The sequence below is a fragment of the Runella sp. genome, assembly GCF_027484545.1.
Classification (GTDB): domain Bacteria; phylum Bacteroidota; class Bacteroidia; order Cytophagales; family Spirosomataceae; genus Runella.
In genome coordinates this window covers 16245-29084 of sequence record NZ_JAIXST010000262.1, presented here as the reverse complement: position 1 = coordinate 29084, position 12840 = coordinate 16245, and the positions used below count along the sequence as shown (strand labels likewise).

At 42.4% G+C, this 12840-nt stretch carries 9 protein-coding genes; 5 read left to right on the top strand and 4 right to left on the bottom strand.

What is annotated here, in order from left to right; translation table 11 throughout:
- Nucleotides 1-402 precede the first annotated feature (402 nt).
- The 5 genes from Q0081_RS23755 (at nt 403) to Q0081_RS23735 (ending at nt 9502) form a co-directional block, all read left to right on the top strand.
- The gene (locus Q0081_RS23755; protein ID WP_298359635.1) at nt 403-873 is read left to right on the top strand and encodes a hypothetical protein; all 471 of its coding nucleotides are present in this window, start codon (nt 403-405) and stop codon (nt 871-873) included.
- 792 nt (nt 874-1665) lie between these two features.
- Nucleotides 1666-6258, top strand: a complete 4593-nt coding sequence (gene gltB, locus Q0081_RS23750; protein WP_298359632.1) for a glutamate synthase large subunit — start codon at nt 1666-1668, stop codon at nt 6256-6258.
- 150 nt (nt 6259-6408) lie between these two features.
- On the top strand, nt 6409-7026 hold the full coding sequence (locus Q0081_RS23745) for an FkbM family methyltransferase (RefSeq protein ID WP_336913275.1): 618 nt from the start codon (nt 6409-6411) through the stop codon (nt 7024-7026).
- A 233-nt stretch (nt 7027-7259) separates the two neighbouring features.
- Nucleotides 7260-8795 carry a glutamate synthase subunit beta gene (locus tag Q0081_RS23740; RefSeq protein ID WP_298359627.1) on the top strand — a complete coding sequence of 512 codons (1536 nt, stop codon included), beginning with the start codon at nt 7260-7262 and terminating at the stop codon, nt 8793-8795.
- 116 nt (nt 8796-8911) lie between these two features.
- Nucleotides 8912-9502, top strand: a complete 591-nt coding sequence (locus tag Q0081_RS23735) for a hypothetical protein (protein ID WP_298359624.1) — start codon at nt 8912-8914, stop codon at nt 9500-9502.
- Here Q0081_RS23735 and Q0081_RS23730 read toward each other — a convergent pair whose 3' ends face one another.
- The 4 genes from Q0081_RS23730 to Q0081_RS23715 form a co-directional block, all read right to left on the bottom strand.
- Complete coding sequence (locus Q0081_RS23730; protein ID WP_298359622.1) at nt 9503-10426, bottom strand: ribonuclease Z; 924 nt, start codon at nt 10424-10426, stop codon at nt 9503-9505.
- Nucleotides 10426-10854 carry an STAS domain-containing protein gene (locus Q0081_RS23725; protein WP_298359619.1) on the bottom strand — a complete coding sequence of 143 codons (429 nt, stop codon included), beginning with the start codon at nt 10852-10854 and terminating at the stop codon, nt 10426-10428. Before Q0081_RS23725 ends, Q0081_RS23730 begins: the two co-directional genes overlap by 1 nt.
- A 94-nt stretch (nt 10855-10948) precedes the next feature.
- A complete protein-coding gene (locus Q0081_RS23720) occupies nt 10949-11890 on the bottom strand; it encodes a phosphoribosylaminoimidazolesuccinocarboxamide synthase (protein ID WP_298359616.1) in 942 nt (313 codons plus the stop codon).
- Between the two features lie 131 nt (nt 11891-12021).
- Nucleotides 12022-12717, bottom strand: coding sequence for a lipopolysaccharide assembly protein LapB (locus Q0081_RS23715; protein WP_298359613.1), 696 nt, complete (start codon nt 12715-12717; stop codon nt 12022-12024).
- Nucleotides 12718-12840: the final 123 nt, after the last annotated feature.

The following is a 12840-nucleotide window of genomic DNA, read 5'->3' as shown; positions in this document are numbered from 1 at the left end:
TTAACACCAAATCAAGTTTTCAATGAACGACTGCCAATAACTAAAAATAGTACAATATTAACTAAACCATAATACACTTATAAAGTATTAACTATTTTGTCCAATTAATGGGGTACACCGACAAATGGCCCGCAGAGACAGCCGCTCTTTCAATGCGTTTTTAACTAACGCCCTTGTCCATGCCGACACCGTGTGGCCGTTGTTGATCACAAACTGCCGACCACAGCATTTACACTGATGGTTCTGACGGTTCGCCGCTGCGATTACCGTAGTGAGTAGGGCCATTCTTTTTTATCTTTGTGCTGTGACAACTTGGGCAAAATAGGTACATAATCTTTGAGTTTAGTCACTCCAAAGTTAGGCACTTGCCCCCGTTGTCTATTTTTTTGTTATAGCATTACTTTGCGCGCACTGCCCAATATTCGTTATCGAAATCCAATTACATCGGTCTTTGGATATTTGATTTATACTAATCGCCTTACAGACAATAATCTTATTTATGGAACTCGCTTAACTGCCAAAGGTGTAGCAGAAAATTATGCTTTGGATTTGTTTAATAGGTCAAAACTTCAAACGTTGATGATGCAAGTAGGGAAGTACATTGAAACGTTAAAAATACAAGTAAGTTTAGAGTATCAATTGATGCTTTCAGAACGCCGACAAATTATCAATGGGATAGCTGTACCAGTGGCAAATCAGAATAATACCTATGGGGCAAGAATAAACTGTAAAATGAGTAAATGGGCTGATTTTGAGTATAAATACAAAAGGCTTGGGTTTAAAAATCAAGTAAATGACCGAATTAGTCAGCCTCCTTCACAGCAATTGCATCTATTGAATATGAATTTTATCCTTCTAAAAACACCTATGTAAGCCTTCAAAACGAGTACTATGCCAATGATTTTATTTTCCGAAATAGTAAAAATTTTTTCAGCGATTTAGTGATACGTTACACTTTTCACAAGTATAAAATAGATGTAGAAACCAATTGGAATAATATTTGGAATACTTCTAATCTCACAATGGTTTCTTTCAATGGTTTTTCTTACGCAGAGTCCAATTATCAGCTTCGACCAATGCAAGTGATTCAAAAAATTAGATTTTCATTCTAAGAAATCTAAACAAAACTGCAAAGACTTGCCCTCTTATTTGCTATTTTATAGTCCATTTCATTTGTATAGACATCTTCCTTTGTGATCGTAGTTCAATATTGTTAGGATTTACGCAAAATTCAGTTTAAGACGTTGATTATTAGCGAAAGCGTTGCCGAAGTCCAAAACCTTGACAACGCGGTTCATTGGCCATTTTAGTAGGTCTTTAGTCTGTTTTGCTGAACAAATTTAGAAAAAACTAAATAACTTGATTGAACAGCTTGATTTTTTGCGTATTTGATAATAAAAAAGGTGTTTTTTTACGAAATATCTATTAATAGATGCTTTTATTGAAAATTTAGAATCAATATACGCGCATTATTGATAAATTGCAATATTTTAAGAATATTTGATATATTCTTTATGAATCAATTAAAATGGTACATTATTTGGTGAAATCGTTGTTGTACCAAATAAATTTTTGTGTAACTTGCGTGAGTTTATAGTTCCATAATACTATCGAGTTCTGGTAGTGGTATGGGCGTCAACCCAACCCCCAATATACAACAAAACCATGTTAGAATCTGCCCAGCAGGGGTTATATCGCCCCGAGTTTGAACACGACGCGTGCGGTATTGGTTTCCGCGCCAACATGAAGGGTCGTAAGTCGCACCAAATGGTAGCTGATGCGATTACCATGCTCGAACGTATGGATCACCGCGGTGCCTGCGGCTGCGATCCTAACACGGGTGATGGTGCCGGGATACTGATTCAACTTCCCCACGAGTTTTTTGTCGAAGAATGTGCCAAATTGTCTATATCCCTTCCGTCGGCAGGTGAATATGGCGTTGGAATGATTTTCTTTCCTAAAGACGAAAAACTGCGCGAAGAATGTCGTGATATCCTCAATCGAAAAATGAAAATGCTGGGCATGGAGTTGTTGGGCTACCGCCTCGTACCTACCCTCAATGATACCTTAGGAGAAGGGTCACTTTCGGTTGAACCGCAGGTGGAGCAACTTTTTATTAAACGTCCTGATTCGGTGACTGACGAACTGGGATTTGAGCGTAAATTGTTTGTATTGCGTCAATACGCTACCCGTATTATTTATGATACGGTTGTTGGTTCAAAATCTCATTTTTACTTTTCCTCACTTTCTTGCCGTACAATTTCCTATAAAGGACAATTGACAACGGGTCAGTTGAAATATTATTTCCCTGATTTGCACAGTGAGTCAGTGGTTTCGGCATTTGCCATTATTCACTCCCGCTTTTCTACCAATACATTTCCGTCGTGGAAATTGGCGCAACCTTTCCGTTACGTAGCTCACAACGGTGAAATCAATACCGTTCGCGGCAACGTCAACTGGATTCGGGCGGGCGAAAAGTCATTTTGGTCTGAAAATTTTACGAAAGAAGAAATGGAGATGTTGCTGCCCATCTGCGACATTACCAACTCTGATACGTCCAATTTGGACAATGCCATCGAATTACTTTACCTTTCAGGTCGCTCATTGCCGCATGTAATGATGATGGTTGTGCCTGAGGCATGGGATGGCAATGATGCCATGGACCCCCAACGCAAGGCATTCTATGAATACCACGCGGCCATTCAGGAACCGTGGGATGGTCCGGCTTCTATTTCATTTACCGATGGAAAAATCATTGGAGCCACCCTCGACCGAAACGGTCTGCGCCCTTCGCGCTATTGGGTTTTGGACGATGATACCATTATCATGGCTTCTGAAGCGGGGGTTTTGGACATTGACCCCGCAAAGGTCGTGTCAAAAGGTCGCCTACAATCGGGAAAAATGTTTGTAGTGGACATGGAGCAAGGTCGTATTATTCCCGACGAAGAATTGAAAGCCGATATTTGTTCTCGCCAACCATATCAACAATGGTTGGACGAAAATAAAATCAAAATTTCGGATCTGGAACCTTCTCAACGCCCTTTTGCACCGTATGACGATAAACTTTTACTAAAACGCCAAATCGCTTTCGGGTTTACTTCCGAAGATTTGCGAATGGTTTTAGGGCCAATGGCCGAAACAGGCTACGAAGCCATCGGTTCGATGGGGACGGATGTACCGTTGGCGGTATTGTCCGAACAAAGTCAGCACTTATCGAATTATTTCAAGCAGTTATTTGCGCAGGTCACCAACCCGCCGATTGATTCGATCCGGGAGCGTTCGATTATGTCGTTGATTTCGTTTGTGGGTTCTACCGAGAACTTACTGACCGAATCGGCGAAACATTGTCGCCAAATTGAATTAGATCAGCCGGTTCTTACCATCGAAGAGTTTGATAAACTTCGTTGGGTAGATAAAGCGCACTTTCAGGCAAAAACAATAAACACGTATTTTAGAGCAGATCGCGGTGGAAATGGACTGGCGAGCGCGTTGGAGCGTATGTGCCGTTACGCGGAAGATGCCATTGATGATGGATTTGAAATTCTCATCCTTTCTGACCGTGCCATTGATTCAGACCATGCACCCGTACCTTCGCTGTTGGCCATGTCGGCAGTTCACCACCATTTAATTCGTAAAGGTTTACGGGGTAAAGTTGGGATTTTGGTCGAAGCCGGAGATGTGTTTGAAACCCACCACGTAGCAACGTTGATTGGCTACGGTGCGGCCGGGGTGTGCCCTTACATGGCTTTCCAAACGATTGCGTACATGAATCGTCAGGGTTTGATTAGCCCCCCAACCCCCAATGGGGGAGCCAATGATGGACTCTACGCTAATTATATCAAGGCGATTAATAAAGAATTGCTCAAGATTTTCTCGAAAATGGGTATTTCTACCCTTCAATCCTACCAAGGAGCGCAAATTTTTGAGTGTTTGGGATTAAACAAAGACGTGATTGATAAATACTTTACGGGAACTATCTCGCGCATCGGCGGGATGGGTATTGGAGAAATTGCCCGTGAGGTTTTGGTTCGTCATAAAGTAGCGTATCCGGAACTTCAAGTGCTTAATCCTCGTCTGGAAGTAGGTGGTTTTTATCAATGGAAACAACGTGGAGAAGCTCACATTTTCAATCCTCAGACCATTCACTTACTTCAACATTCTACCCGTACAGGTGGAGATGCCGGGTATCAAATCTTCAAGAAGTTTTCCAAACTGATTGATGATCAGACTCAAAAAGCATTAACGCTTCGCGGGTTGATGCGTTTCAAAAAAGGAAATCCGATTCCCATTGAAGAAGTAGAGTCGTTGGAGAGCATTTTTACTCGATTTGCAACGGGAGCGATGTCTTTTGGTTCCATTTCGTGGGAAGCGCACACGACGTTGGCGATTGCCATGAATCGCATCGGCGGTAAATCCAACTCCGGTGAAGGTGGCGAAGATGAAATTCGTTACAAACCATTGCCCAACGGAGATTTCATGTCGTCAGCAATCAAGCAGGTAGCTTCGGGACGTTTCGGTGTTACCAGCCATTACTTAACCAATGCCAAAGAACTTCAAATTAAAATGGCGCAGGGAGCCAAGCCGGGTGAAGGCGGTCAGCTACCGGGTCATAAAGTGGATGATTGGATAGGCCGTACCCGTCATTCTACCCCAGGTGTAGGCCTTATTTCACCGCCGCCTCACCACGATATTTATTCGATAGAGGATTTGGCGCAATTGATTTACGATCTCAAAAATGCCAACCGTGCTGCCAGAATCAGCGTTAAGCTGGTTTCTGAAGCAGGCGTAGGTACGGTAGCAACGGGTGTTGCGAAAGCACACGCCGACCATATACTTATTGCAGGTCATGACGGAGGAACAGGGGCGTCGCCACTGAGTTCAGTGCGTCACGCAGGGTTACCTTGGGAGTTAGGCTTGGCCGAAACCCACCAAACGCTCGTTAAAAACAAATTACGCGGTCGGGTAACAGTACAAGCCGACGGGCAAATGCGTACAGGTCGTGATTTAGCAATTGCGGCTTTACTCGGAGCGGAAGAGTTTGGAGTAGCTACGGCCGCTCTCGTGGCAGCTGGTTGTATTATGATGCGTAAATGCCACCTTAATACGTGTCCGGTCGGAGTAGCTACGCAACGGAAAGAATTGCGTGCTTTGTTTACGGGCAAACCTGAACATGTAGTGAATATGTTTACGTATATGGCTCAGGAGTTGCGTGAAATCATGGCGCAATTGGGATTACGTACCATTAATGAAATGGTAGGCCAATCACAGTTCCTTGAAATGCGTGATGACATTAAGCATTGGAAATATAAAGCATTGGATTTCAATGCCATTCTTTTCAAAGAGCCGGTTAGTCTTGACGTAGCCCAGTTTAAACAGGAAGATCAGGACCACGGTATTGCAGACGTGATTGACTGGCAATTGATTGAAGCCGCAAATCCTGCGCTCAAAAGCAGCGAAGAAGTGTATGGCGAGTACGCGATTAACAACCTCAATCGTTCGGTAGGCAATATGCTTTCCAACGAAATTTCGAAACTATACGGTGGTGAAGGGTTACCTAAAGGAACCATTCACTTTAAATTTAGAGGTACGGCAGGACAAAGTTTCGGGGCATTCAACACGAGCGGCATTCGCCTTGAATTGGAAGGAGATGCCAATGATTATTTCGGAAAAGGACTTTGTGGCGCGGAACTCATTGTTTATCCTGACCGAGAAGCGACTTTCAAACCGGAAGAAAACATCATTATCGGTAACGTAGCTTTCTACGGTGCAACGGCTGGTGAAGCGTATATTCGCGGGACGGCCGGGGAGCGGTTCTGCGTTCGTAATTCAGGGGCTAAAGTAGTGGTTGAAGGTGTGGGGGATCACGGCCTCGAATACATGACGGGCGGTGTAGCCGTTATTTTGGGAGAAGTAGGACGCAATTTCGCGGCAGGGATGTCGGGAGGTGTGGCGTATGTGTGGGACAAAAAAGGTGATTTCGCTCCTAAAGTAAATCGTGAAATGGTGAGTTTGGATTCACTCAATGAAGAAGATGAGACCATCGTAAAAGGATTGGTAGAAAAACACTTCCAATACACCACCAGCAATGTAGCTTTTATGATGACCCAAGATTGGGAAACGTATTTGAGCCAATTTGTGAAAGTATTACCAAACGATTTCAAAAAGGCATTGGCAGGACGTGGTATCAGTCTTTCTCAACAGATTGCCGATAAAAACGTCGTCTATCAGGACATCGTTGTAGATATTGCTCACAATTAACCCATCCCTTAATAGTATGGCCTTACAGGGGTAACAGCCTGTAAGGTTTTTTCTGAAAAGGAAAGTATTATAAAACCAAAAAACAGATTTTAACAGTTTATTTATGAACTATTTTTTTCAATTAAAAAGGATACTGGGAGATTTTTATAGATTAATTTTAAAAAAATTCTTGTCAAATTTTACGGAACTCGGATAATATCTTTTAATCGATATAATAACTTAAAGTTGGATATTGATTTTAATAAGGACGTTGATTTTAGAATTTATATTAGAAAGTTTGAAGACCATATTCTTTTTGTCTTTCAGAAACTACTGAGTGTTGACAGTATTGTCTTGGATATTGGAGCTAATATTGGATGGTATAGCTTGATTGCTGCTCAAAAAATTAAAGCGGAAAATCATATTTATGCATTTGAACCCGCATCTAATGCATATCAGAAACTATTAAAGCATATCTCTTTGAACGAAGCCTCGCAAATCTCTGCCCATAATTGTTGTATAGCGGACTATGAGGGTGAAATACTTTTGAACATTTGTGAAGATGATGCGTACAATTCAGTTGGTAATTCGCCTATTTTAAATATTCAGGAGCAAGTTAATTCGCCGGTCATTAATATAGATGCATTTATAGAAAAATATCGTATACCTAAAGTTGACATAATTAAAATTGACACTGAAGGAGCAGAAATGCTGGTATTGAAGGGAGCTAAAAAAACTCTCCAAAAATTCTCTCCTGTTATTTTTTTGAAATTAATCAAAAAGTGTTAGCAGGCTTTGATTATTCGAGTAAAGATATACTGACCTTTTTGGAAACTTATGGATATCAGGTTTTTGATATTAGTAAAGATAGTCATTTAAAAAGAATTGACTTTAAGGAATACATGAGCGATTCAGATGGACTTGTCATTTTGATATAGATAAATTAAAAAGGGATTTGTAAAGATTTGGATACTTATAAAAGCTTATTTACCAATCGCTAAATTGCAAAACACGAAATAAAAATGGGAAAACCCACCGGATTTATTGAATTCGGCCGTGAGTTGCCGGCCAAACGCAGTGTTGAAGAACGCCGCTTAGATTATAAAGAAATTGAGCCCATCGGAAACGAAGATAGCTCTAAAACCCAGGCAGCTCGCTGCATGGATTGTGGAATTCCTTTTTGCCACAACGGCTGCCCGTTGGGAAATATCATTCCTGAATTTAACGATGCCGTTTACGAGGGAAATTGGGAATACGCGTATCAGATTTTGAGCAGTACCAACAACTTTCCCGAGTTTACGGGACGTATCTGTCCCGCTCCCTGTGAGGCGTCGTGCGTGTTGGGAATCAATAAACCTCCTGTAGCCATTGAATTCATTGAGAAATCAATCATTGAAACGGCTTACGAAAAAGGGTATGTAAAACCGCGTATACCTTCAAAACGTACCGGTAAAAAAGTAGCAGTCATTGGTTCAGGACCGGCAGGTTTAGCTGCCTCCGCGCAACTTAATTATGCAGGTCATTGGGTTACTTTGTTTGAACGAGCTGACCAAATCGGTGGTTTGTTACGCTACGGTATTCCCGATTTTAAACTGGAGAAAACTGTTGTATCCCGTCGTGTAGAGGTAATGAAAGCCGAAGGAGTTACTTTTAAAACCAATGTCAACGTAGGCGTGGACTTAACTGCCGAAGATTTGTTACGGGATTTTGATGCAGTGGTGTTGACCATCGGTTCTACCGAGCCGCGTAATATCACCATTCCGGGATGGCAGGCTTATTATGGAAAAGGAGTTCATGCGGCGATGGAGTTTTTAAGTCAGCAAAATAAACGGGTCTCTTATACTGATCGCGTAAAAGACCATCGGGGTGATGAATATAAAAACGGAGAAATTTGGGCTACGGATAAGCACGTGGTTGTGATTGGGGGAGGAGATACCGGTTCTGACTGCGTTGGAACTTCCAACCGTCATAAAGCGACAACCATTACTCAGGTTGAAGTAATGCCCGCGCCTAAATACGATGACAAATCGCAGCCTTTCTACAAAGTTCGCGATGAAAGAACCCCGTGGCCGAATTGGCCGTTGACCAAACGTACTTCCACTTCACATGAAGAGGGCTGCGAACGTTTTTGGGCTATTGCCGTGCAGGAATTCGTTGGAGACGGTGAGAATTTGACAGGTTTACGCATTGCCGATATTACGGGAGAGCGTACCCTAGAAGACGGACGCAAGGCACCAATCACTGAAAATGAGCGCGTTGTGCCGTGTGACTTAGCACTGATTGCGGCAGGTTTTGTACATCCGCAACAGGAGTTGATTGAACAATTTGGTATCGAAACGGATTTACGGAAAAATATCAAAGCGGCTGAAAACAGCTACAGTACGTCCGTCGAGAAAGTATTTGCCGCTGGCGATTGTCGTCGTGGACAATCTTTGGTGGTGTGGGCTATTTCGGAAGGACGTGAAGCCGCTCGGAAAGTAGATGAATTCCTCATGGGCGAATCTATGTTGGATGCGAAAGAAGTTGGATTGTTTAACCCGGCTTTTTCACATGCCTAATTCCAATCAAACTCTTTAAATTTACAAAAAGTGGCAAGACGAAAGTTCTGTCACTTTTTTTGTTTTTTATTAACGCAAAATCTGTTTTCTTCGTTATACCTAAAACGAGTTACGGTATGATGAAAATCTTCACACTTCTTTTTCTGCTTACTTGCGGGTATTCGGTACCGGCTCAGCAAGTTTTAACTGATAAGGAATTGTTCCTCAAGAAAAACCCTCAAAATCAAACCTATTTACTGGCCGATGGCAGGTATATGGCTTTGGATGTATATCGATTTGGAAGAATCAAACGCCATCGTTTTTTTGTAGGTGATGAATTGAGCTTTAAATTAAAAAATGGTCGTAAACGCCAACGTGAAAGTATTACTGCTATCTCCGACAGTTCGTTTACCATTTCCAACTTTAACAATATCCTTAACGAAAATTTATATACCGAAATCAAGTTTCGGGAAGTTCGTAAAATACGCGTGTATCGTCGCATTCCGTGGGTGACGCAGGGGGCGTATATGCTGCCGGTAGCAGGAGGGCTTTTCTTTCTTAGTGACACATTCAAATACCATGGAGGAATGGAATTTCGGGTGCAATTTGACCCAAAATCAACGCTTATCGCGGGTGGAATCGCTTCTTTAGGGTTGCTTTGTAAGCAATTGAGCTTTCCTTCGTACAATCTCAGACGTCAACGATTGCATGTTTTGCGGGTAAAATAGCTAAATGGAAGCTTCCACCATAAATACTTTCCCTTCTTCCGCTATTTCGGTTTTTGGAAAAATGGATTGGGCATCACTTAGAAAACCGCCAACTTCTTTATAACGGGAAGAAAAATGCCCAATCAATAACTTGCCTGCCTGAGCCGTTTGGGCAACGGTAGCAGCTTCGCGGGTGGTAGAGTGGAAGCGTTCAAATGCTTGGTGAGCCAAATCTTCCTGAAAAGTGGCTTCGTGGTACAGTAAATCAACACCCTGTACGCAACCGGCTATGCGTTCATCGTATCGGGTATCGGAACAATAAGCATAACTGCGGGGAGGGGGAGCAGGGAGGGTGAACTCTTCAAAACTAAATAACAGATTACCGGCTTCGTCCAACACATCTTCCCCGTTTTTAAGTTGGCGTAAGTAATCGTATGGCATGTCTTCCACGAGTTTCTCCTTGATAAGCTTGCGCTTATGCGGTTTTTCCCGAAATAAAAAGCCTGCGCAAGGTACACGATGATCAAGGGGGATGGTATGAACCGTGAAAAATTGATTTTCAAACAGTTGGTAAGAAATGGTGGTATCAGTGACCGTAAAGTGAATCGGAAAATGCAGAGGTGTTTGAGAATATTTGAATTGAATCGTCAGAATTTCGTCCAATCCTCGGGGACCAAATAAATAAAGATCATCGGTACGCCCGCCCAAATTGAGACTGGAAATCAAGCCAATCAGACCAAAATAGTGGTCGCCGTGCAAATGGCTGATAAATATAGCTTTGAGTCGCCCTGGACGAATTTTTTGTTCGAGCAACCGATATTGCGTTCCTTCTCCGCAGTCAATCAGAAAAGTTTCGTTTTCGTAAGTGAGTAACTGCGAAGAAGGGTGTCGTCCAAGCATGGGCGTGGCAGAACCGGCGCCCAATATCGTTACAGAAAAATGCATTAAGGTTTTTCGCTCTGAGTGTAGCCGTCTGCGTCCATGTCGTCGTCATTGAAGTCGTCACTTTCGGCACCGAATTCATTTTCTAAATCGTTCATAAATACGGCATCAATCGCTTCCTCTACTGTTGGAAGAATAGTCACATCCCGGATTTTACCTTCAATCAATTGGTCAACAAAATCGTCATTGTCAGACACCAATACCATCAGTCCTAACTCTCTTGAGCAGAGCATATTTACTTTTTTGAGAATACTGATTCCTGCGCTGTCGATATTTTCGGCAGTCGAAAAATCAATAATCAGGTTGTGAAAACCTTCCCGAAACAAATTACGGGAAACGACCTCAAAGTCAGTGGGTACTTCACCGCCAAAATCACTTTCCTGAACGTTGACGAGGGCATATTGCTCGTGTCTTTGAATGCTATGGTTCATGGGCTTAAAAAGTCAAAAGTTATAGGTTAGACGGAGAAAATCAGCTAACAAATAACAATTAACGGCTTTTTGAGTAAAAGAGTATGTTTTTTGGTTACGACAAAAATAACGAACGCTTTATATTTTCTTCAATTCTGGCTAAAATATCTTGAGATTCGGCTTTCACAAATGGTTTTCCGGTCACTTTTTCAAAAAGCTCAATGTAGCGGGCTGAAATTTGTGCAACCCATTCGTCCGACATTTCCGGTACGGATTGCCCGTCTTTTCCCTGGAACCCGTTGGCAATGAGCCATTCGCGAACAAATTCTTTTGATAATTGCTTTTGCGATACTCCATTTCGTTGGTTTTCTTCGTAAACATCGGCGTAGAAATAGCGCGATGAATCAGGGGTATGGACTTCGTCAATTAAATAAATGACGCCTTCGTTTTCACCAAATTCATACTTGGTATCGACCAAAATCAATCCCTGCTCCGCTGCCATCTGAGTTCCTTTGGCAAAAAGGGCCAATGCGTATTTTTCAAGTTGACTGTAGTCTTTTTCAGAGACAATTTCGCGAGCGATGATTTCTTCCCGTGATATATCTTCGTCGTGGCCTTCGTGGGCTTTGGTAGTGGGGGTAATGATCGGAGTTGGAAGTTTGTCATTTTCCTTCAAACCTTCAGGTAAGTTAACTCCGCAAACGGTCCGTTTTCCCAGTTTATATTCCCGTGCCGAGTGTCCTGCCAAGTAGCCACGCACGACCATTTCAACGGGGAAAGGGTTGCATTTTTTTCCGACGCTTACGTTGGGGTCCGGAACATTCAAAAGCCAATTGGGTACAATTTCAGCAGTTGCTCGTAAAAAATGTTCGGCAATTTGGTTTAATACCTGTCCTTTATATGGAATAGCACGTGGTAAAATCACGTCAAAAGCGGAAATACGGTCACTGGCAATCATGACGACGCAGTCTTCAAAGCTATACACATCACGGACTTTTCCGCGGTAAAATCCCGTTTGGGTGGGAAATTGAAAATTGGTTTGCGTTAATGTTTGCACTTGAATGAGTGAGTGAATTGTGAATTAGTGATTTAGTGAATGACGGGGTCCATAAAAGTTGGCACCGCCCGGGCGGTGATTTAGTACTAACTGTAAACTGCCGCACGGGCGACCCCGCAACTGTAAACTCGTCACCATTTCCCTTTGCCTGCGTCATCGGACGCTGATGAACGGTGTTTTTGTTGTTGTAAATACTGAATTTCGGAAGCTTTTAGCGCGTCTAATATCATCATGGCTTGGGCTTCGCTCATTTTCATATTTTGTAATTGATTTAATAAGTTTTTCTTTTCCTCGGTCTTCTGTACTTCTTGAGCAGTTTTAGGGGCCGGTGAAGGAGTAGGCGTTTGCTCAGTTTTTTGAGGCGTTGGTTTTGTTTTGGCAATGTCTTCTTTTCCGCTGAATGTTTTCTTCAAAAGCTCGTAGTTATACTGCGCTTTTTGATTGTCCGGGTTTTGACGCAGACTTTCTTTGAAATAACGCAATGCTGCTACCGTGTCTTTGTCAATTGTTTCTATGACTCCTAACTGATTGTAGGCTCTGGATGACAGGAAGGTGTTTTTGACTTTTGACAATCGGGTATAATAATGACGGGCATTCTTCAGTTGTTTCAACTGGAAATAGGCATGGGCTAAATTCAAACGAGCTTCTGGTTCGGCAAAAAGTGAGGAGTTGGATATATTCTGATACGCTTCCAATGCTTTTTGGTAATTTTTTTCCTGATAAGCCACTTGCCCTTCGATTTTGGCGCGATTGCTCCGCGAAATCGTATCAAAAGAACGATTGTCCCAAATCCAGAGAAGCAGTGAAAAAATAAGTGATTGAATCATTGGTTTAATTGTCAACGGGCAATGGTTAGCAGTTTTCAGTCCATAATTTCCGGTTCGTTATCCGTTTTCCCCGTTCCGTTACTGACAGTTCGCAAAGATAGTGTTTTTTAATTTTTGGCACAG